The sequence below is a fragment of the Algoriphagus pacificus genome, from assembly GCF_017254845.1.
Taxonomy (GTDB): Bacteria; Bacteroidota; Bacteroidia; order Cytophagales; family Cyclobacteriaceae; genus Algoriphagus; species Algoriphagus pacificus.
Genome location: NZ_JAFKCU010000002.1, coordinates 635,787 through 658,667, shown reverse-complemented (window position 1 = coordinate 658,667; position 22,881 = coordinate 635,787). Strand labels below are relative to the sequence as shown.

Genomic DNA, 22,881 nt, shown 5'->3' with positions numbered 1-22,881 from the left:
ATGTATGATATTTGATGTGAGAGGTAAGATTTAGGAAAATTCGAAATTAAACATCCGAAATCCCTAAACTCTCGATCTGCTTAAAGGCATTGTCATACATCTTGGCCCACCTAATCCTCTTGAAAGCTCCGAAGAAGGTATCTCCAAAACATCCACTCCCATCTGCCTCAGAGCTCGGTTGGTATGAATGTTCCTATTATAAGAAATAACTCTTCTAGGCCCAATCGCAAAGACATTGGCGCCGTCAAACCACTGCTCGCGCTGAGAATAATCAGGGCTTCCATCGGCTGTATGAAGTATCTCCAAATGTGGGATTTCCCGCTCCAATATTGTCAATAAAGATTCTTGTAAAACTTCTCGTTTGATATGCACCTTATCATCTTTGATTTCTTTCAAAGTATAGAGTGAGGTTTGCAAAACAGAATTCAGAGCATCGGGGTAAGTCAAAGCAAGATTTTCATCCAGAATAGTAAAAACCGTATCCAAGTGCATGTATTGGCGTTTTTTCGGCAGATGAACTTCGTAAACCCTTTCTACTGATCCTTCAGCAAGCATGGCTTTGGCAGCATGGTAAATCGCTTTTTCATCCGTTCGCTCACTATTGCCGATTGCCACCGCTTTTCCTGAAAGCACTATCACATCACCTCCTTCTATGCTTGGCGGATTATCATGTCCTATTATTGGATAGAGTCTATTTACATTGTCTTTGAAATCCATATGGTTTTCAAAAATCGTTCGAAGTAAGTCTGCTTCACGCTGCCGACCGTCCATTTTCATGCTCGAAAAAATAATTCCGGAAGGAGTCAAAGCCATCGGATCCCTTTGGAAATACAAATTGGGGCAAGGAGATATAGCAAAAGCTGATTCCATCAATTCCCCAGCATTTAGATTGGGGAGTTTTTTTCTTAATTCGTGAATTTTCAAACCTGCAGTTAGGATTGTCGCGCACTCTGCCGTAGAAAATCGCTCTAAGATATCTTCGGCTAGGTGGACCAGCCCAGACCTCTTTAGGGATTCGCGCATAAGCTGAAGTAAGATCACCTCATCGTATAACACCCTGATAAGCAACTCTCTCAATTGGAAAACCTGTGCTCCTGTGGATTCTTTAATCAAATTTGAAAAGGCATCATGCTCCCGCTGTAAGGCCTCTAAATAGGGTACATCTTCAAAAAGTAAAAAATCCTTATTATAGGGTGTCAGTCTGTCTATTTCCTTTCCAGGTCTATGCATCAGCACCGCTTTAAGGGTTCCAAATTCAGAGTTGAGTCGCAGGTTCATTTATTTTTCACTTTTATATCTATTATAGGTATTTATTATGTTTTATCAAATTTAAATTGCCTATCACGATAATTTTTGAAATAATTCATCGGAAATATTAACCCAAACAAAATTAAACATCTGATTTTCAGCCTCTGAACTTTTATTTTTTTTATTCTAGAATTTTCAATTCGGGTACCATTGTTGAATTACTATTGGCTGAAAATAAAAAGACCGAAAAATGGGAACCAAAAAATTTAACTATTCACTAGTATTCCTGCTATCCTTTACGCTGTTTTTCACGAGTTGCGACACTTTAAATCAACTCGGAGGACAATTTGGATTAGGAACGCCAACAGAAGCCGAAATCAATTCAGGTTTGAAGCAAGCACTGGAATATGGAACAAGTTATGCCTCCGATAGACTATCTGAAGAAGACGGCTATTTAGGAAACCTCGCTATCAAAATTGTTTTTCCAGAAGAAGCCCAAAAAGTGGAGAATACACTTCGATCAATAGGACTAGGAAATCTTTGCGATCAGGTAATCACCAGTGTCAACAGAGCTGCGGAAGATGCAGCCATTGAAGCAAAGCCGATTTTTGTAGCTGCTATTAAAGAAATGACAATTACTGATGTGAGAAATATACTTCTAGGTCAAAACGATGCAGCTACGCAGTATTTTGAAAACAAAACGACTAGCTCTCTAGAGTCTAAATTCAAGCCGATCATAGAAACAAGTTTGAATAAAGTTGGAGCGACTAAATATTGGGGAGATGTAATCGGCAAATACAACCAAGTTCCTTTGGTAAAGCCAATTGAAACTGATCTTTCCAAATATGTCACTCAAAAAGCGATAGATGGATTGTTTTATGAAATTGCAAAAGAAGAATTGAAGATCCGTGAAAACGTTGCGGCAAGAAGTACGGTATTGCTTCAAAAAGTATTTGGCTATGCCGAAAGAGAAAAAGCTGGTTCTGGAATTTAATTTTAAATCTTCAAAAAGCCATTGAGCCAATTAAAACAAAAAAACCGAGCCTATCAGCTCGGTTTTTTTGTTTTTAACTTTAAATGCTGACTGTTATTTCCCTACAACTTTGATCAGCATTCCTTTATCTACTTGGTCTGTCAAAAGCATTCCATTCAATAAAGAAAGTTCCTCATATCTCTCCGCAGGCATTCCGTAGTATCTAAAGGCAGCTTCCAATGTCATATCATTTGGGACAGTTTTGATTTTAATTACATCAGGTTTACGGTTTAACTTTTCCGAATCCTTTAATTCCCTGAAGTCTCTGATTGTACTTGAAAATAGGAGCTGATACGAATTAAAATTATCAATTTCTGTCACTCCCATCAGGCTATAGATATTACCTTCAAACTGAATAAGGGAAGAAAGAACACGAAGCGTATTGGCTTGCTCCTGTATAAAATCGGCAACCATTAGTATTGCCGGCATGCCGTTGATAGTCTCCTTCTTGGATTCTACCAGCGTCAACCCATAATTCTCCATGGTTGCATTGGCAGCTTCCTCCAGGTTTGCCCCCGATGCTAATGTCAAAATCATAACTGCGTCACCTGTCTTTGGTGCCATCTGGAACTGCTGTGGTGAGTTCTGGTGATTCCAATCTGAAGGAATTGGAAACTGGATTTTTAGGACCGGATGGTAAAAGGCGCTATTTTCCACAAATCCTTGCTTAGGATCTTCTCCTACAATAAGTCCATCTATTTTGCGCAGATAACTGTCCCGGTTTACGGCAAAGTCCGATTTTTTAGACTTTTGCTGCCATTCCAAAGCTAGTTGATCGACAGTTGCATTTCTTTCCTCAGGAGAAGGGTGAGTAGAAAGAAAAGGTGGAATCTCATCTGCCCCGGTGTTTGCCTGTTGCCTTTCCAAGGTTTCGAAAAAGTCAGCCATCTCAGTTGCATCGTACCCGATTTGGGAAGAATAATCCACACCTAGCTCATCCGACTGTCTCTCCGCATCTCTACCAAATTTCAATAAGGCCAACTGCATCCCTTGGGAAAGCGGCTCTACAAATCGACCTAGCTCAGGCACTAAAATAATTCCTGCAATAAGACCTAACTGACCTAGAATCTGATTCCGCTGTTGGATCACTGAGTGCCTTGCTGTGACGTGCCCGATCTCATGGCCAAGCACCCCAGCAAACTCTGCTTCATTGTTGAAATGCGCCATGATTCCGCGAGTAAAATAAACAAAGCCACCAGGCAAGGCAAATGCGTTAATGACCGGGGAATCGACTATTTTGAACTCATAGGCCAATTTTGGACGGTGTGAGATCGCTGCCATTTCATTTCCTTTTTTGGTAATAAACTCTTGGAGTTCTGGGTCTTCATAAAGCCCAAAAAAAGCAATCACTTCAGGATCAGCCTGCTGACCCATAGCGATTTCCTGAGCTTCAGACATCAAAACAAGTTGCTTTTTACCGGTTACTGGATTGATTGCACAGGACCCTAAACTCAATAGGATAAGGACCGAAAAGAGGCTGAGGTAATTCTTAAAAGCTCTCATAGTTAGGTTTGGTTGGTGGGTTTCTAATAATGAGTATTGAAAAATTCATTCCAATTAATTTTGGAAAAGGAAGTAGCCTTAATCACTGGAGATTACAAGGTGATTTTGAAAGCCGTGAGTAAAGACACTCACGGCAGTAATGCTAAGGCAATTTGACAGCAGCAAGAATAACTATATCGATTACGCGCTTTCTTTGGGCCAAGTCCCTCAACACCTCACTGCACAAAACTCCGAGCCCACCGCGGTAAAAACCCAACCACAAAAAAAAACCGAGCCTCGCAGCTCGGTTTTTTCTATTCAATCTTTTTGAAATTAATCGACAAGAGAAACAGTGATTGAATCTCCTTCTTTTATCACTTTGGCTACACCTTTTCCTGTTAAGCCTTTCATGGACACATCCCATTTCTTTCCGCTCAATCCAGCTTTGGCTTTTAGTTCAGCCAAAGCGGCTGGCGATTCCTGCTTCAAAAGTTCAAGGATTACTTTTTCTTCCTCTGTCAATTCCACAGCTTTCTTCTCTGGTCTCATCTGAGGGAAGAATAGCACTTCCTGAATGGTGGTTTTATTGGTCAGCAACATCGTCAGACGATCGATTCCAATTCCTAAACCAGAAGTTGGAGGCATTCCATATTCCAAAGATCTCAAGAAATCCTCATCCATGGCCATTGCTTCATCATCCCCTCTGGCCGCCAACTTTAATTGATCCTCAAATCTCTCTCTTTGATCGATTGGATCATTCAATTCTGTATAGGCATTTGCGATTTCTTTTCCGTTTACAAACAACTCAAATCGCTCTACCAAACCAGGTTCTGTTCTATGTTTTTTCGCCAAAGGCGTCATCTCAATAGGATAATCTGTGATGTAGGTAGGTTGGATCAAATTAGCCTCCACCTTCTCACCGAAGATTTCGTCCACCAACTTTCCTTTGCCCATGGAATCATCCACAGCAATACCCATTTCAGCACAAACAGCTCTCAAGCCTGCCTCATCCATTTTGCTTACATCCACTCCTGCATATTCCTTGATAGAATCATACATAGTCAATCTTCTATAAGGACCTGCAAAATCAATTTCGTTCTCACCTACTTTTACTACAGTCTTACCATGGATGGATTCAGTTACCTGCTCTAAAAGCTCTTCCACCATTTCCATCATCCAGATATAATCTTTGTAAGCAACATAGATTTCCATGGATGTGAATTCCGGATTGTGAGTACGATCCATTCCTTCATTTCGGAACATTTTACCAAACTCATATACTCCGTCAAATCCGCCGACAATCAGCCTTTTAAGATAAAGCTCATTCGCGATTCTTAAGAAAAGCGGCATATCCAAAGTATTGTGATGCGTTTGGAAAGGTCTTGCTGCAGCTCCACCATGAACTGCCTGTAGAATAGGAGTTTCTACTTCCAGCCAACCATGGTCATCAAAATAGCGACGCATGTTGGATATGATTTTTGAGCGGGTTTTGAAGGTTTCTTTGACTTCAGGATTCACCGTCAAATCCACATAACGCTGTCTGTATCTCAATTCAGGATCTGTAAATCCATCATGCACATTTCCTTCTTCATCTCTTTTCACCACAGGAAGTGGCTTTACTGATTTAGAAAGTAAAGTCAACTCGGTAACATGAAGTGAAATTTCTCCAGTCTGAGTTGTAAAAATATAGCCCTTCACACCAATGAAGTCACCAATGCCCAAAAGCTTTTTGAATACAGTATTGTAAAGGGTTTTATCTTCCTCTGGGCAGATATCATCTCTACGAACATAAATCTGCAATCTACCAGTAGAGTCCTGGATCTCTCCGAAAGAAGCAGAACCCATAATTCTTCTACTCATCAACCGACCGGCTATTGAAATGCTCTTATAGTCATTTTTGCGGTTTTCGTAGTTTCTATGGATATCCTCAGCAGTAACATTTATTGGGAAAGCTTCCGCTGGGTAAGGGTTGATCCCCATACGCATCAATTCTTCCCTGTCTTTTCTCCGCTCTAATTCCTGTTCGCTTAAAAGTTGCATGTTTATTTATTGTTTCCTGAGACCAAATGAGCCTCTAGTTTATTTTAATTTTCAGATCAATTATTACTCCCCTTCACAACCTACTACTTGCTGTTTCTTCGTTTCATTTCCCGCTTGATCAGTTCAAACTCTCTGCTGCTTTGACCAGCAATACTACTGTTTTCTGCAGCTCTTCTTGTCAAATAAGGCATTACCTTTTCTACCGGACCATAAGGAACATATTTCACCACCCGGTAACCAGCTTTTGCCAAGTTGAATGAAATATTATCACTCATTCCATAGAGCTGCGCAAAGAAAACCTTATCAGATTTAGGGTCTACTCCATATTTATTCATGAGTTCAGCAACTAGGTAATTGCTGTTTTCATTGTGTGACCCACTCATAAGAAAAACGATATCCTTATTTTCTATGCAGAATTCTACACCGGCATTGTAATCCTTGTCTGTTGCGGCTTTGCTGGGTTGGATAGGACTTGGATATCCATACTTTTCTGCTCTCTCTCCTTCTTTCTCCATGTAAGCCCCACGAACCAGTTTTGCTCCAAGCAAATAACCTTTTTGTGAAGCTGCTTCTTTAGCTTTCTTCAATCTTCCAAGCATATCATGACGATACATCTGATAGGTATTATAAACAACACATCGCTCAAGATTATACTTTTCCATAGCCTCGTAAGCCAGGTTATCGACAGCATCCTGGAACCATGATTCTTCTGCATCGATCAAGATCTTCAAACCTAGATCATGGGCTGTTTTGCAGAGTAAATCCACTCTGGCTTTGGTTTTATCGTAAGCTATTTGCTCCTGAGGATTCAGTTTCTCTCCTGCCTGGATTTTAATCAAATTGTGATAATCACCCAATCCGGTCACTTTGATCACTCCAAAAGGCATATAATCCGTTTTAGCAGATTCTACCATCGTCTGGCGAATTTCTTCTGTAGTCCTTTCAAAACTCTCCTCATCTCCTTTCCCTTCTACCGAATAATCCAGAATCGCCTCAATTCCAAATTCAGCAAGTTTCTCACAGGCTTTGATGCTTTCTTTGATAGTTTCTCCACCACAAAAATGCCCAAACATGGTCTGCTTCATGATCCATTTGATTGGCAGCTTTAGCTTCAATGCGAAATGAGTCAACGCAATCCCGATATCGGAGAGAGTCTTATTATTCAGCAAGGAGAAAACCAGATGCATTTTTTTAAGCTCAGCATCAGATTTTGAAGCAAAGGCAACTTCCAGGTTTTCGAAAGAAATAGACGATTTTGTGGGCATATTCCTAAAATAAAGGTGCAAAGATATCAAAAAAACTACTTACGCTAGGCATATGTTTGTAAGAAACAAAGCCTTCACTCCATTCAATCAAAAATAGATTTTAGTGCAGCCGGGATTTGGAATCTTTGAAGCCAAAGAATATTGCACATTTGAATCCCTTCATTCTCAGGAAATAAATCGAAAAAATATTTTTAAAATTAATTTCAATAAATAATTTCTAAAACAGAATATAATTCTGAATTCGATTCATTTCCAAGCTGGAAATGAAAGATGGAAACAGAATCTGCCATTTAATATGGAGTTGTTAAATTTTATAGGGAAAAATTATTTTGTTTTTAAAATACCCTAGCTTACATTTGGGGCATGTTAATGACAGCCGCGATTTATTTTACATTCTTTTACTTTTACTTTCGAAGCCAAAATCGAATCGGAGCTGCCTATTGTCTAGCCAAAAACTAAAAGAAAATAAACTATACAAAGAGCCCGATTCGAAAGAGTCGGGTTTTTTCATTTAATGCTTAGCCGTATGAAAACGCACAAACAAATCAAAGACTGGGGACTTGGACTAACAGGCCCCACTATCATCGCAGGACCTTGCTCCGCAGAGACTCCTGAGCAGATCGAGAAGATCTGTATTGAATTGAAGGAAAACAACGTGGTGCCATCCATGTTCCGAGCAGGTATCTGGAAGCCAAGAACCAGACCAGGAAGCTTCGAAGGAATCGGTGAAGAAGGGTTGAAATGGATGGAAATCGTTCGTCATCACTTGAATATCCCAATTACAGTAGAAGTTGGAAACGCGGCTCATGCAGAAATCGCTTTGAGAAATAATGTAGATGTAGTTTGGGTTGGAGCCAGAACAACGGTTAACCCATTTGCTGTACAGGAAATTGCTGAAGCGCTAAGAGGTTCTGATATTCCGGTGATGGTAAAAAACCCAATGAATCCAGACTTAGATCTTTGGATGGGTGCTCTAGAAAGATTCCACGCGGTGGGTTTGACTAAGCTAGCGGCAATCCATAGAGGTTTCTCTGATGCTTATGACAAGCGTTATAGAAACAAGCCAAACTGGTCTATGCCAATTCACCTTAAGCGTGTTTGGACTGGAATGGAAGTAATCAATGACCCTAGCCATATCGTCGGTAAAAGAGACGGAATCCTTGAGATCTCTCAAAGAGCGATCAACTTTGGATTAGATGGCTTGATGATCGAAACTCACCATGATCCTGATAATGCATGGTCTGATGCCAAGCAGCAAGTTACTCCAAAGAGATTGAAGGAAATTTTGAATGCAATCGACTTCAAGAAACCTATGGAAACTGAGCAGCCTAGTGAAAAATTAAATGATTTGAGAAGAGCTGTTGACCATCTTGACGATCAGCTTTTGGATATCCTTCAGGAGAGATTTGCTGTAATTGATCAAATCGGAGCGCACAAGAGAGAGCATCATCTAACAGTATTTCAATCAAACAGATGGAAAGAAGTAATGGAAAGCCGTACTCAAAAAGGTGTTCAAAGAAATCTTAGCGAGAAATTTATGAAGGAGTTACTTTATTCTATTCATGAAGAATCCGTAAAAAGACAAGAAAAACAACTTCGCGAATCAGAAGCTGTCAAAAAGTAAAATCAAGGCTAAGCTTACTTAGATTTTGGGAGGGATTTTGTCCTTCCCAAAATCAATTGCCTACCTTTTGCCAAATTATTTCTACCGGTGGACCCAGTCATTTTCTCAAACTCAATTGCCTCAGACTTGGAAAAAGTGCTTCAAGGCATTTCCTTTTCCAAACTTTTCGTCCTGACGGACCAAAACACCGAGCAACATTGCCTCCCTCTTTTAAAGTCAGTTTTGCCTGCTAAAACTCTTTTCTATTCAGTTTCAGCAGGTGAAAAAAACAAAAATTTAAGCACCTGTGCTGCGATTTGGTCAGCTATGACTGCTGCTGCACTTGACCGCAAAGCTTTGTTCATCAACATTGGCGGAGGGGTCATTGGTGATATGGGAGGATTTTGCGCAAGCATTTACAAAAGAGGAATCCGATTTATCAATATCCCAACTACCCTTCTATCGCAAGTAGATGCCAGTGTTGGGGGAAAATTGGGAGTTGATTTCGAAGGATTGAAAAATCATTTGGGCACTTTCAATGAGCCAGAAACAGTGATGATTTCCCCTGAATTTCTGTCAACCCTTCCTGAAGAAGAGTTGCGATCAGGCTACGCAGAAATCATCAAACACGGCTTAATTCAAGACAAAGCTTACTTTGAGAAGCTGAAAATTGAAAATTGGAAAGATCAAGACTGGATGGAACTTATCCAGCATTCTGTTGGAATAAAAAAACAAGTCGTCTTAGCCGATCCCAAAGAAGCTGGACTTCGAAAAATATTGAATTTTGGGCACACCATCGGACATGCGTTTGAATCGCATTTTCTAGATGGACCCAAACATTTGCTTCACGGAGAAGCAATTGCAATTGGGATGATTTGCGAAGCTTATCTGTCATTCCAAAAAACAAATTTGAGCAAGGAAGAACTTGAAACCATTCAAAATATCTTCTTGAGCATCTATGGAAAATTTACCTTTTCCAAAGCTGATCTAAAACCGATTCTTGACCTTTGTCTCCAAGACAAAAAAAATGAAGGAGAAGTTTTGATGTTCTCTTTATTGGAAAAAATCGGCTCTTGTACTTACAACATCCCTGTAAATCGGCAAGAAATCGAAGAATCCATTTTCTACTACGAAAACCTCTAATTCTTAAACCTAAACCAGTGAGTACCGATACAAAAGACCTGTTGCAGTTAAGCCAAAAAAGCGATTACCAAACCGTAACAATCCCACTTCCCTCTTCAAAAAGTGAATCCAACCGGGTTTTGGTAATTGATGCTTTGACAGAAGGAAACAACAAAATATCCAATCTAGCTGAGGCTCGGGATACCCAAACGATGATTCGTTTATTGGGTAAAAACCCTCCCGTTTATGATGTGCTTGATGCGGGAACAACCATGCGCTTTTTGACAGCCTATGCCTCAGTGACTAATCAAAACAAAGTCATGACCGGAACACCCAGGATGTGTGAGCGCCCGATTGGAATTCTGGTAGATGCTTTGCGAAGTATCGGAGCGGAAATACACTATTTAGGTGTTGAGGGCTATCCCCCACTAGCTATTCATGGACTAGCTTCCCAGACTTCCAATAAAGTAAAAATCAGGGGTGATGTTTCTTCTCAATACATTTCAGCAATGTTGATGATTGCACCTGTTTTACCGGAAGGATTGGAAATAGAATTGGAAGGAAAAGTTGGTTCTCGAACCTATATTGAAATGACACTTCAATTGATGGAGCAGTTTGGAATAAAATATACTTGGAAAGATAATTTCATTCATGTTGCCCATCAAGCCTACCAACCAACTTCATTTGCGGTGGAAAGTGATTGGTCAGGAGCAAGTTACTGGTTTAGTTTGCTTGCCTGCGCTGATTCAGGTGCTCTTTTTTTAGAAGGATTAAAAGAAAACAGTTTGCAAGGTGATTCAAAAATAGTGGATATCATGGATCACCTTGGCATAAAAAGTACCTTCAGAGAAGGCGGAGTTTTGTTGCAAAAACAAGCTGTAAAAGGATTGAAAAATTGGGATTTTACCCACTGCCCAGACTTAGCTCAGACGGTAGCTGTAACCTGTGCTATCTTAGGTCAAAATGCTGTTTTCACAGGATTGGAAAGCTTAAAAATCAAAGAAACAGATAGGATTTTTGCCCTTCAGCAGGAGTTGGCAAAATTCAATGCTGATTTAGTGGAAATAGAGCCTGAAGTATATCAAGTAATCCCTTCTTTCACCATGCCTGCAGAAGTACGGATTCATACCTATGAAGATCATAGAATGGGAATGGCTTTCATGCCTTTATTGACCAAAACTCGAGTAATCATAGAAGATCCAGCAGTGGTCAACAAGTCTTATCCTAGCTTTTGGAAGCATTGTGAATTATTGGGGATCGAAATGGAAACCAAGTCATAAAAGATGGGAAAACTTAAGATAGCGATCCAGGGCGTTCCTGGTTCTTTCCATCATCAAGTTGCATTGGCTAATTTTGGAGAAGAGACTGATATTTTGCCTTTCAATACATTTGAGCTGGTCGCAAAATCAGTATCAACTGGAGAGGCAGATTTTGCAATCATGGCAATTGAAAATTCCATTGCTGGAGCGATTCTCCCTAATTACGAGTTGATTGATAGGTATGAATTGACTATTCGAGATGAGTTTTACTTGCCGATCGCCCATCAACTGATGGCTTTGCCGGGACAAAAAATCGAAGACATTCGTGAGGTCCGCTCCCATCCGATGGCCATCCTTCAGTGCAAAGCATTTTTTGCTCAATACCCGGAAATCCAATTAAAAGATGATGTGGACACAGCTGCAATTGCCCAGCAAATAGCAGCAGGTAATTTGACAGGTGTCGGAGCAATCGCTTCTCGGATAGCAGCAGAGATTTATAGTTTGGAAATCATCGCAAAAGATATCCAAACGGTAAAAAGCAATTTCACTCGATTTATCATCTTGCAAAAAGCACAGGTAACTCATGACTTCACTCCCAATAAGGCTTCAATAAAAGTCACCATACAAAATATTAAAGGAGGACTTGCAAAACTTTTGACTTTGATGAGTGAAAACGGCTTAGATTTGAGCAAAATCCAATCTATCCCAGTGATCCAAAAACCATGGGAATATGCCTTTTTTATGGACACAGTATTTGAGGATTATGATTTATTTCTTCAAACCATGAAGGAGATTTCAGAGAGGTTTGGCGAGGTTAAAATATTTGGAGAATACCAAAGCAGAAAATAATGAAAGGCTTTTCACAAAGAATCGAAACAGTTCAGGAATACTATTTTTCTGCCAAGCTGAGAGAGGTAAATCAAATGATTGCGGAAGGCAAGCCAGTGATAAATCTAGGAATCGGAAGTCCTGATTTGGCACCTGACAAACTGGTCTTGGAAGCCATGAAAAGCACAGTAGAAAACCCTCAAGCACATGGTTATCAAAGCTACCAGGGGATTCCAGAACTCCGGATTGCTATGGCTGAGTTTTATGCAAGAGAATATGGTGTTAGCCTCCAGCCTGATAAAGAAATCTTACCACTAATCGGATCAAAAGAAGGAATCATGCACATCAGCATGACATTCTTGAACCCTGGAGACCAGGTTTTGATTCCTGATCCAGGTTATCCGACTTATGCTTCCGTTACCAATTTGCTAGGAGCAGAACCGGTTTATTACACTTTGGATTTAAGTCAAAAAGGAAGACCAAATCTTGAGGAACTTGAAAGCAGGGATTTAAGTAAAGTCAAACTCATGTGGATCAATTATCCCCATATGCCGACGGGTGCTCCTGGTTCAAAAAAGATTTTGGAAGAGATTGTCGCCTTTGCAAAAAGAAATGAAATCGTGCTGCTTCACGATAATCCATATAGTCATATTTTGAGTGAAAAGCCTCTCAGTATTTTGGAAGTGGCCGGAGCAACAGATGTAGCTTTGGAATTAAACTCACTAAGTAAAACCTTCAACATGCCGGGATGGCGAGTGGGTATGCTGGTAGGTAGGGCAGACTGGATCCAAAAGATTTTGAAGGTGAAAAGCAACATGGACTCTGGGATGTTTCTAGGCATTCAAAAGGGTGCTATCGCTGCTTTGAAATTAGGGAAAGGATGGTTTGAGGAACTGGGTGAGCTTTATGCCAACCGTAGAAAACTAGTCTGGAAATTAGCTGATAAACTTGGTTTGACTTATGCCAAAGATGCCTCAGGTTTGTTTGTTTGGTGTAAAGTACCAGATGGCAAAACAGCTGAGGAAATCGTGGATCAATTGCTTTACGAAAGGCATATATTCATCACACCGGGTAAAATCTTTGGGTCCCAGGGAGAAGGCTACGTTCGGATTTCTCTTTGCATGCCAGAATTCAAAATATTAGAAGCAATCAATCGCATTAAACCATAAAAAGAAATCAAGCTAGGATTACCTTTTCTGAAGAAATAATACCCTTGCTTGATTCTTACCGATAGCCATCGGGAAGACCAAAAAATTAAACAGATGAAAAAAATTCACATTATCGGACTTGGACTTTTAGGAGGATCATTTTCACTAGGCGCTAAAAAGAAAATCGCTGATCTTACTGTAACCGGTTATGATATTGACCCGCAAAACCAAAAGGATGCTCTGACTCTAGAGATTATTTCAGAAGTAAAAGAAACTCCTGATTTAGATACTGATTTAGTCATTTTGGCAACTCCTGCTGACACATTGGGTGATTTGCTAATCCAAACTTTGGACACTATCGGACCAAATACGCTGGTTTTTGACGTGGGTTCGACCAAATCCCGATTAACGAAGCTGGTAGCAAACCATCCAAATAGAGCTCAATATTTAGCAGCTCACCCGATTGCCGGAACAGAATATTCTGGACCTAAAGCTGCTTTGGAAGATTTGCTGGACAGAAAAGTAATGATCATCTGCGAACTGGAAAAGACGGATTTACACCTCAAAGAAAAAGCATACGAGTTGTTTGATGCGTTGAACCTTAAACTTCGGTTTATGGATGCGGAGGAGCATGATAGGCATTTAGCCTTTGTATCACACCTATCTCATATTTCTTCTTTCATGCTTGGGCAGACAGTACTGCAAAAGATGGCTGATGAAAAAAACATTTTTGATATGGCAGGTTCCGGATTTGCCTCTACAGTACGACTTGCCAAATCAAGCCCAGCTATGTGGACTCCAATTTTGACCGAAAACAAAGAGAATATTCTAAACGCACTGGACGGCTATATCGCAAACCTTTCCTCATTTAGAGAAAAAATTGCTCAGAGCGACTCGCAAGCCTTGTTTGAGGAAATGGCAGAAATCAATAAAATCAGAGATATTCTGGATTTAGGAAATTAATCTTCTCTTCAAAAAATAAATTTAAGCCATGTCCCTGACGTGGCTTTTCTTTTATCTGCCACAAGGGTTTATTCCATTTAGTAGAAAAAGTTTAAATTCAGAATCTTAACTCTAAAACCATGAAAAACCTAACCCTCTTCTTTGCATTACTTTTTTCTCAATACCTCTTTGCCCAGGAAAATTCTTGGAAAGTTCTGGAAACCACGAATGAAGCTTCGCCAAGACATGAAAACTCATTTGTCGAATGTGATGGGAAATTTTACGCCCTTGGAGGTCGGGCAGATCGTCCTGTTGAAGAATTTGATCCAGTGACGAAAACCTGGAAGCAGTTGGCGGATGTACCGATGAACTTTCACCATTTTCAGGCGATTTCTTACAACCATGAAATCTACGTGATCGGAGCATTTACGGGAGGTTATCCTCACGAAACTCCAATTCCTAACTTTCTGATTTTTAATCCCAAAACAAATACTTGGCGTGAAGGGGCGGAAATCCCAAAAGATCGCTTGAGAGGTTCTGTCGGCGTTTTTACCCGAAATGATAAAATCTATTTGGTATCAGGTATTATCGATGGGCATTGGGACGGACATGTGACTTGGTTTGATGAGTATGATCCAAAGACTGGAAAATGGACTGTTTTACCGGATGCTCCTAGAGCAAGGGATCACTTCAGTGCAACCATGGTTGGAGACAAAGCCTATGTAGCCGGAGGAAGAAGATCTTCTGCTGTGATTGGGAAAGTTCTTGACCTGACAGTTCCTGAAGTTGATTATTTTGATTTTAGCACAAATACTTGGCATACAGTAGATTCCCCTATTCCCACTGAAAGAGCAGGCACATCCAATGTTGCGAATGGACCCTATTTGGTCGTCATGAATGGAGAAAGCAACACCCAAGTACCAGCGCATGCTGAAGTTGAAGTTTTGGATACGAGGACAGGCACCTGGTCCAGCTTACCGAATCTAAATCAGGGAAGACATGGCACAGGAGTCGTTTATTATGGCGGGAAAATCTATGTAGCTGCAGGTTCTGCCAATCGCGGAGGCGGACCTGAACTCAATAACATAGAGATTTTGGAATGGAAATAATCATTCCATTCCACAGACAAAGCCTTTTGCGATCCAACTCAAATTAAGTCTTGCGGAGTTTTTGGCCTTGCTTTTGAATAAAGTGTAAAAGAATTAAAAAACTAAACCATGAAAAATCTATTCACCCTATTATTTGGATTGATGCTGGCAGTGCCGGTTTTAGCTCAAGAAGATCTGTCTGTGCCTTTAATTGAAGTTGAAGGAATGGCAGAGAGAAAAGTGGCTCCAGATGAAGCTGTGTTCAGCATCCATTTAGAAGAAAAAGCAATGAAAGTTGGAGATGCTGTTGAGGTTTTAAACACCAAAACCCAGAACCTTGCAAAAGCTTTGGAAAAAGCCCGAATCAAAGATTATAAGTTAGTTGCTGATAACTATTCCGTGAATATCAACCGAATCTATAGAAGCGGATATGCAAGAGACAGTGGATATGTTGCCACACAAAACTTGATGATCACGACAAATAGCAAAAATGAAGACCTTCAGAAAATCGTGGAAGCCATTCAAAATTCAGGTGACATGAGTTTCAATATGAATTTTCAGGTTTCTGAAGCAACTCAAAAATCTATGGAAAATGAGTTGTTGACAGAAGCATTGAAAAATGCTGAAAGCAGAGCAAAATTAGTAGCTGAGACTTTAGGCATTAAATCTATTCGAGTACACCGTGTTTCCCTTGCAGCATCCCAACCAGTCTACAAAATGGAAATGATGCGAGCAAGTGCAGATGCAGCACAAGGACCTCTCCTTTCCCCTGATGATATGTCTCTACAGAAAAAAGTAATTGTAAAATACACCTACTAGACCGAATTTCAGTTTAGAAAACTTATTTTAAAGAGATCAAATTTTGATCTCTTTTTTTATTCCAATCACCAATTTATGAAAGACGAAAAAATTCATAACAAACCGGAAATTCATTCAAAAATCGAAGCTAAATCGGCTGAAATAGGGTTTACTATGCCCTCTGATTTGTACATAGGATCACTCCTTAAAACCCTAGTGGCTAGTAAGCCCGCAGGACATTTTCTGGAATTAGGAACCGGCATCGGTCTTTCTCTTTCTTGGATGATTGATGGGATGGATCAAGAGTCTTCTTTGATCAGTGTGGACAATGACCCGAAATTGATCCAGATTGCAAGAGAATTCTTCGGTAAAGATGAAAGGGTAGATCTAGTTTTGGAAGATGGTGAAAAATGGATCGAAAACTATGATGGTTCTCCTTTTGATTTGGTTTTTGCTGATGCCTGGCCTGGAAAATACAGCCATTTGGACGAAGTTTTTGCTTTGCTCAAAGTCGGAGGCATCTATGTAATCGACGATATGGATGAGCAACCAAATTGGCCCGAAGGTCATGCTGAAAAAGCCGCTTCTTTAGTCGAAATCCTAGAACAGCGAGATGATTTTTACTTGACTAAAATGAATTGGTCCACCGGAGTGATATTGATGACTAAGATCCGATAGTAGCTAATAAACAAGTACTTCAGGGACTTAATTGAATTATTTTAGACTAACGGTTCCCATTTCAGCTTTGAAAAGCTGATATTAGAATCTGACCTTACCGAATAAAATATGACCCGAGTTTCCTGTTTATTATCGCTACTGATTTCATATCTCTTTTTTTCTTGTTCTCCTTCAGGGGATCAAACTGTAAAATCAGAAATCACGAAGTGGCCGGATGATAAAAAAGGAGCTGTTTCTATCACTTTCGACGATGGCATCATCAATCAATTGACAATTGCCAAACCAATCTTAGACAGCTTAGGATTACCTGCTACTTTTTACATCATCACTGGAAAAGTAGAAGGTTCAGGCAAAGGAAAATTCATCGGAAGAGATCCTCAGGAAATCATAAAAGAGACAGAAACTGTTAGAACTGATTCCAGCAACTTCTTTGAGCGTGCCTCACTTATTGCTTTTACTGGCACTACTGAAGCCGAGGATTATCATGCCCGAGTTGGTTCCATGTTTGAATCGGGAAGAATCGAAGAGGCTTATGAGTTACTGGATGAGGGGTATGAAAAAATCAGAACAGGTAAGATGAGGAATACTGGAGAAGTGGTTTTTCACAATAACGTGGAAGACACCACTTCTTGGGAGCAATACAAATCTTACGCGGCTCAAGGCCATGAAATCGCTTCCCACACGGTGACTCATCCAAGACTTGCGGTTCTGGATGAAATAAACATGTTATATGAATTAGAGCAAAGCAAAGCCGATCTTCTGAAGATCATCGGTGAAGAGTCTATTTTCACAGCAGAAGGGCCATATGGAACGGAAAATGAAAGGGTCATGGAATATGCTCATGAAATTTACCCTGCGCTAAGAAACCGGATGCCTGAGACTTGGCTAGAAGAAATAAACCGTGGTAGCAATGCTGCTCCAGGCGCATCGCAGAAAGAATATGTGCAGTGGCAACGTGGGATTTTAACTCGGCATTCGTTCGAAGATATGAAAGCATGGATTGATACGACCTTGAATCATGACAATACTTGGCTGGTCTTAGTAATCCATGGAGTTGAAAATCTTGGCTGGGAGCCAAAGACTAAAGAACAACTTGAAGAGTATTTTTCCTTTATGAAATCCAAAGAAAATGAGCTTTGGATAGATACATTCCGTGATGTAACAAAATATATCCGAGCTCGGCAAAACACGCAATTGACCAGCACAGTCGAAGATCAGCAGATTACTATTTCCCTGACAAGCGAACTTGATCCGGAGATCTATACTATTCCATTAACGATCAAGACTTACATTCCAGAAGATTGGAAACAAGCAAAAATCAATGGAGAAGAAGATCTGGAAATCAAAGAAGATGAATCGGGACGGTATGTTTTGTTTCCTTTGACTTTAGCTGAATCTAAAGTGATGATTACTCAATAAAACTTAATTAAAACTTTAACGATTCGAAGTCCTATTTCCTTTGAAAGCTTTTAGTTGAAAGAATCTCTTCCAACCATTGGTTTTAACCATTGAAAGAGGATTTCTCACTTTTTTCAAAACAATTCTTAAAACAAGCTGATTTTGAATAAATTAGATTAGCAACATTTAAAACTCATATTTAACCAAGTCATCCATGAAAGAATTAAAAAAAGAAGATATCAAACAGGAGGTTTTTGACCTGTACGATGCCTATGCCCATAATAAATTAGATAGAAGAACATTCGTTGAAAAGCTTTCGGCATATGCCGTCGGAGGGGTTACAGTTGCCTCTTTAATGAGTGCCATGATGCCAAATTATGTTGATACTAAAACTATTCTCCCCGATGATGAGCGATTGGAGTCTGACTATATAATGTATGACTCTCCCAAAGGAGGAGGAAAAATCAAAGGCCTTCTTTCCACTCCAACTGGAATGAGTGGAAAAGTTCCTGGTATCGTAGTAGTACATGAAAACAGGGGCTTGAATCCATACATCGAAGATGTGGGAAGAAGATGCGCCGTAGCTGGTTTTATTTCTTTGGCGCCAGATGCTTTGACTCCGCTCGGAGGTTATCCAGGCAATGATGACGACGGCCGAGCCATGCAATCCAAAAGAGATAGAAATGAAATGTTGGAGGATTTTATAGCAGCGTATGAAACACTAAAAAAACATCCTGATTGCACAGGTGAAGTAGGTGTTGTCGGTTTTTGCTTCGGAGGATGGATCTCAAACATGATGGCTGTGAGACTTCCGGAATTAGGAGCAGCAGTTCCATTTTATGGAGGCCAACCCTCTGCCGAAGAAGCAGCTCAGATCAAAGCTCCTCTTATGCTTCAGTATGCTGGTTTGGATGAAAGAGTAAACGCCGGATGGCCAGCTTATGAAGAGGTATTGAAGGCAAACAACGTGGAATATCAGGCTTTTATTTACCCAGATGTAAATCACGGATTTCATAATAATACGACTCCAAGGTATGATGAGGCGGCTGCCACTCTAGCTTGGGAAAGAACCATAGACTTTTTCAACAAACACTTGAAAGGGTAATTGAAAACAACAAAAAAGGGAGACATTATCGAGTCTCCCTTTTTCTTTATACCATTCCGAGGTAAATAATAAAAGTCAAAATGCCTAAAGCCAAGCCAAGGATGAAAACATTGTAGGCATGCCGTAGAAGGCTATATTTTTTGTTTAAAACTTTTGCCTGATAAAAAAGAGCGATAGACATCTGCTCTCGGATTTCCTTTTTGGACGGCAAAATCCGATTAATCTCTTCCAGGTATTGCTCCATTGTCAAATGGGCACTAGATCCAAAAAACATAATACTGGCTTTTGGATTCACCACATTCAAACTCTTATTTCCCATGATTTTGGGCTTAGCGGACTGCACGGCCAGAATAGTAGAAACAAAACATGCAGAAATCAGCAGCAAAACAGGAATCAAAGTAATTGGGCTTTGCACCTCTATTTGATGCGAAATCGTCCCATAACCCATAATTGCTACCACAGAGGAAATCACAAGAGCATTGATGCTAATTATGATGTTTGCTTTGTTATCAGCAATCTGAAGCAGATTACAGTTGTTTTTAAAAGTCACCCTAAAGAAGGTCTGATGTTCTCTGTCTGCCTTATCTTTTTTTACGAGTATTTGTTCTTCCATAGTACTGTTAAAGTGGTATGGAATTTACATAATATTTTCTCAAGATAATTGGGAGCCAAACAATTTGATAGCCAACACCCTTAACTTCAGTTTAAAAAATCAATAACCCTTGCTCCCTTAAAATTTCCCAGACTTCCGATTCTACCAACTCGTCAAAACTTCCAACTTCTTCTTCATAACTTTGAATGATCGGATTCAAAGTCTGAAGCTGCTGTGTATACGAGACCTGGGTAAGAAATTTAGAAACCCATTGCCCAAGTTCAAGAGGTAATTCCATTGCGAAATCCTCCTTTTTGCCAGAAAATACCAACTCGCAAAAACCTTCATCCTCTGCAGCAACTAACTCAGGCAAAGCTCTAATCCACAATACCCTTTGATGACTTTTATATTCAAGGTCCGGTTCGCTTTGAAGTACATTTGAAATATAATTTTTAGGGATCGTTGTTTTAGGCATTTTGATATCAAACCAATCCTTTAAAGGAATTTCGAAGCCTACCCCATGCATGTAATTGAAGAGGGACTTCCTCAACCCTTGACTAAACTGGCTGTGGTCTGCTCCCACTGGATCCTGAAAATCCAACTCATTATTTGCAAAATCTCCTTCTCCAACCCCTACTCTTTGAACCTGAAATGCTTTAGGATCCAAACCAACTGGACTATGTGCTGTCATCGCGAATCGATGCCAGAAAGCAGATTGAAGAACTCCTGTTTCAAATAACTGACGAACCATTTCCATGGAGTCAATCGTCTCCTGGGTTGTTTGTGTTGGGAAACCATACATCAAATATGCGTGGACCATAATACCCGATTGGGTGAAATGCTGACACACCTGAGCCACTTGAGAAACGGTAACTCCTTTTTTTATCAATGCTAAAAGTCGATCTGATGCCACTTCCAAACCGCCAGAAACCGCAATGCATCCCGAAGCCCGAAGCAACCTACATAGGTCAGCTGAAAAACTACTTTCAAACCTAATATTGGTCCACCAAACGACCGTTAATTCCCGTCGGAGAATCTCAATAGCTAAATCCCGCATCAAAGCTGGAGGCGCAGCTTCATCAACAAAATGAAACCCGTTTTCTCCTGTCTGCGCCATGATTTCTTCTATCCTATCGCAAAGTATCGAAGCAGTAATTGGCTCGTATCTTCCGATATAATCCAAAGAAATATCACAGAAAGTGCATTTGCCCCAATAGCAACCATGTGCCAAAGTGAGCTTATTCCATCTCCCATCACTCCAGAGTCTGTGCATGGGATTTGCAACTTCGATGACCGACAAGTAATTCTTTAATCGCAAATCGCTGTAATCCGGAGTACCAACTTCTCGTTGGGATACATCTTTGACTGACGAATTATTCAAAAGCTTAACTTCTTCATTGATTCGGACAAAGGTTCGCTTTAGCTCCTCAATTCCTCTTTTCCCATCTAAAAACTCCAGCAATAACCGAACGGGTGCCTCTCCATCATCCAGTGTGATGTAATCCAGGTAATTAAATACACGAGGATCTTTCAATGTCCTTAATTCTGTATTAGGATATCCTCCTCCCATCCAGACTTTAATTTCTGGGAACTGGCTTTTTATGAATTGCCCGCATTTTAAAGCTCCATACAAATTACCGGGGAAGGGCACCGAAAACGCAATAGATTGAGGTTGAACCTCTTCTACTTTTTTTTTCAGAATTTCCCACATGATTTGATCAATCAGACCTGACTCATTTTCCAGAGCCTGCTCCATTTCATCAAAGTTATTCGCAGACATGCCCAAACGCTCTGCATATCTACTGAAACCAAAATTTGGATCTATCGCTTCTGTAATCAAATCCCCAATATCTTCCAGATAAAGCGTGGCGAAATAGCGGGCTTTGTCTCGGACACCCAAAGTGCCAAATGCCCATTCCAAATCATCCAATTGCTCGAATCGGCTTGCCTCAGGTAAAAAGTCTCCCTCGGAAATATGATAAGCCAGGGTGGGATTCTTATCCTGCAAAAAAGCAATCACAGGATCTATCGTTTGAAGATAATTAGCTTTTAACCGTAAAATTCTAGCAGAATTATCTGAAAGATCTATCTCATTTTGCTCTATTTGATCAAAGATTTTTGTCAAGCCTTCTTTGGAGAAAAGCTTCAAAATAACCTCAATCCCCAGATCCATTTGTTTAGAAGACACACCAAGCGTATTCAAATAACCTTTTAAATATGCCGTTGCAGGGTATGGAGTGTTAAGTTGGGTAAAAGGAGGAGTGATAAAAAGAACTTTGACAGCCACAGATCTTTGATTGGATAGAGTCCAAAGTTCGTAAAGAATCGCTGATTCTCACGAATTCCTTTTGATAAAATGAAAAGGAAGGTTTTTGTCCTTTGGGCATTGCGGCTCGAAAATTGGTAGATTTAACCTATTCAGAAAATATAAACCATGAGAGATAACAAATTCAACATAGCTGTACTCATTGACGGCGATAATGCACAGGCCAAACTTTTAAAAGAAATTCTGGAAGAGGTTTCCAAATATGGAAAAGCCACAATCCGAAGAATCTATGGAGATTGGACCACCCCTCAAATGAACAGCTGGAAGGAATTGATCAATCAACACTCATTTAATCCCATTCAAAAATTTTCATATACCACCGGAAAAAACTCCACCGATAGTTCGATGATCATCGATGCTATGGATATCCTCCACAGTGATAGTGTAGATGGATTTTGCATCGTATCCAGTGACTCAGATTATACCGGACTTGCAAAAAGAATCCGTGAGGAGGGGTTGTTTGTAATGGGAATTGGAAGAAGAATCACCCCAAAAGCTTTTGTGCAATCCTGTGAAATTTTTACTTTTTCAGAAAACCTCGGCCATAAAGAAGAAACTGAAAAAATTGAGGTATCGAAATCAGAAAAAATACAGCCAAAAAGCAATCGAAAAGATGTCGTGAAACCAGAAGAATCAAAGAACGAAGAGATCCTCAAAGAATCTCCCACCTTGGATTTGGGGTTAATAGATAGAGCTTTTGAAATTTCCTCTGATGAAGAAGAGGAAATCCATATTGCTAAAATAGGAGCTTCTCTGCGGAAAATAGATCCTTCTTTTGACCCGAGATCTTATGGATATAGAAATCTGACAGAGTTATTTAAAAGCCTCAAAAAATACCAAGTCATCAAAAATGAGGTAAATGGATTAAATTACCCATTGGTGAAATTAAAATAGAAAAAGGGCCAAACCGGCCCTTTTTTTTGGTT

General features: G+C 40.0%; 19 protein-coding genes. 13 read left to right on the top strand and 6 right to left on the bottom strand.

The genetic code is table 11. The features are described from left to right. Positions 1-63: 63 nt before the first annotated feature. Entirely contained in the window at positions 64-1,278 is a 1,215-nt protein-coding gene (locus J0A69_RS09575; protein WP_206586336.1) for an arginine deiminase, read from the bottom strand. 220 nt (positions 1,279-1,498) lie between these two features. Here J0A69_RS09575 and J0A69_RS09570 point away from each other — a divergent pair, with 220 nt between their 5' ends. Then, positions 1,499-2,242 carry a DUF4197 domain-containing protein gene (locus tag J0A69_RS09570; RefSeq protein ID WP_206586335.1) on the top strand — a complete coding sequence of 248 codons (744 nt, stop codon included), beginning with the start codon at positions 1,499-1,501 and terminating at the stop codon, positions 2,240-2,242. Between the two features lie 93 nt (positions 2,243-2,335). On the opposite strand, the gene J0A69_RS09565 is transcribed toward J0A69_RS09570, so the two are convergent. From J0A69_RS09565 to J0A69_RS09555, 3 genes are all read right to left on the bottom strand, one after another. After that, on the bottom strand, positions 2,336-3,784 hold the full coding sequence (locus tag J0A69_RS09565) for a M48 family metalloprotease (RefSeq protein WP_206586334.1): 1,449 nt from the start codon (positions 3,782-3,784) through the stop codon (positions 2,336-2,338). 312 nt (positions 3,785-4,096) lie between these two features. Beyond that, on the bottom strand, positions 4,097-5,803 hold the full coding sequence (lysS, locus tag J0A69_RS09560) for a lysine--tRNA ligase (RefSeq protein WP_206586333.1): 1,707 nt from the start codon (positions 5,801-5,803) through the stop codon (positions 4,097-4,099). An 83-nt stretch (positions 5,804-5,886) separates the two neighbouring features. Beyond that, complete coding sequence (locus J0A69_RS09555) at positions 5,887-7,068, bottom strand: proline dehydrogenase family protein (protein ID WP_206586332.1); 1,182 nt, start codon at positions 7,066-7,068, stop codon at positions 5,887-5,889. Between the two features lie 526 nt (positions 7,069-7,594). Between J0A69_RS09555 and J0A69_RS09550 the strand changes: the two genes are divergently transcribed. The 11 genes from J0A69_RS09550 (at position 7,595) to J0A69_RS09500 (ending at position 19,037) form a co-directional block, all read left to right on the top strand. Further along, positions 7,595-8,692, top strand: coding sequence for a chorismate mutase (locus J0A69_RS09550; RefSeq protein WP_206586331.1), 1,098 nt, complete (start codon positions 7,595-7,597; stop codon positions 8,690-8,692). Between the two features lie 87 nt (positions 8,693-8,779). Further along, positions 8,780-9,814 carry a 3-dehydroquinate synthase gene (gene aroB, locus J0A69_RS09545; protein ID WP_206586330.1) on the top strand — a complete coding sequence of 345 codons (1,035 nt, stop codon included), beginning with the start codon at positions 8,780-8,782 and terminating at the stop codon, positions 9,812-9,814. A gap of 17 nt (positions 9,815-9,831) precedes the next feature. After that, complete coding sequence (locus tag J0A69_RS09540) at positions 9,832-11,073, top strand: 3-phosphoshikimate 1-carboxyvinyltransferase (protein ID WP_206586329.1); 1,242 nt, start codon at positions 9,832-9,834, stop codon at positions 11,071-11,073. A 3-nt stretch (positions 11,074-11,076) separates the two neighbouring features. After that, the gene (locus tag J0A69_RS09535; protein ID WP_206586328.1) at positions 11,077-11,901 is read left to right on the top strand and encodes a prephenate dehydratase; all 825 of its coding nucleotides are present in this window, start codon (positions 11,077-11,079) and stop codon (positions 11,899-11,901) included. Beyond that, entirely contained in the window at positions 11,901-13,049 is a 1,149-nt protein-coding gene (locus J0A69_RS09530) for a pyridoxal phosphate-dependent aminotransferase (RefSeq protein ID WP_206586327.1), read from the top strand. Before J0A69_RS09535 ends, J0A69_RS09530 begins: the two co-directional genes overlap by 1 nt. 93 nt (positions 13,050-13,142) lie before the next feature. Beyond that, complete coding sequence (locus J0A69_RS09525) at positions 13,143-13,991, top strand: prephenate dehydrogenase (RefSeq protein WP_206586326.1); 849 nt, start codon at positions 13,143-13,145, stop codon at positions 13,989-13,991. 119 nt (positions 13,992-14,110) lie between these two features. Next, complete coding sequence (locus J0A69_RS09520; RefSeq protein ID WP_206586325.1) at positions 14,111-15,079, top strand: Kelch repeat-containing protein; 969 nt, start codon at positions 14,111-14,113, stop codon at positions 15,077-15,079. 108 nt (positions 15,080-15,187) lie between these two features. Further along, positions 15,188-15,877, top strand: coding sequence for an SIMPL domain-containing protein (locus tag J0A69_RS09515; RefSeq protein WP_206586324.1), 690 nt, complete (start codon positions 15,188-15,190; stop codon positions 15,875-15,877). 75 nt (positions 15,878-15,952) lie between these two features. Continuing rightward, complete coding sequence (locus J0A69_RS09510) at positions 15,953-16,534, top strand: O-methyltransferase (protein ID WP_206586323.1); 582 nt, start codon at positions 15,953-15,955, stop codon at positions 16,532-16,534. A gap of 108 nt (positions 16,535-16,642) precedes the next feature. Next, complete coding sequence (locus J0A69_RS09505) at positions 16,643-17,953, top strand: polysaccharide deacetylase family protein (RefSeq protein ID WP_206586322.1); 1,311 nt, start codon at positions 16,643-16,645, stop codon at positions 17,951-17,953. A 193-nt stretch (positions 17,954-18,146) separates the two neighbouring features. Continuing rightward, entirely contained in the window at positions 18,147-19,037 is an 891-nt protein-coding gene (locus J0A69_RS09500; protein ID WP_206586321.1) for a dienelactone hydrolase family protein, read from the top strand. Positions 19,038-19,083: 46 nt separating this feature from the next. Here the strand turns inward: J0A69_RS09500 and J0A69_RS09495 are convergent, their stop codons facing one another. Both J0A69_RS09495 and J0A69_RS09490 read right to left on the bottom strand, forming a co-directional pair. Further along, the gene (locus tag J0A69_RS09495; protein WP_206586320.1) at positions 19,084-19,650 is read right to left on the bottom strand and encodes a Pycsar system effector family protein; all 567 of its coding nucleotides are present in this window, start codon (positions 19,648-19,650) and stop codon (positions 19,084-19,086) included. Positions 19,651-19,741: 91 nt separating this feature from the next. Beyond that, the gene (locus tag J0A69_RS09490) at positions 19,742-21,916 is read right to left on the bottom strand and encodes a B12-binding domain-containing radical SAM protein (protein ID WP_206586319.1); all 2,175 of its coding nucleotides are present in this window, start codon (positions 21,914-21,916) and stop codon (positions 19,742-19,744) included. Positions 21,917-22,063: 147 nt separating this feature from the next. On the opposite strand from J0A69_RS09490, the gene J0A69_RS09485 reads away from it, so the two are divergent. Further along, entirely contained in the window at positions 22,064-22,849 is a 786-nt protein-coding gene (locus J0A69_RS09485) for an NYN domain-containing protein (protein ID WP_206586318.1), read from the top strand. Positions 22,850-22,881: the final 32 nt, after the last annotated feature.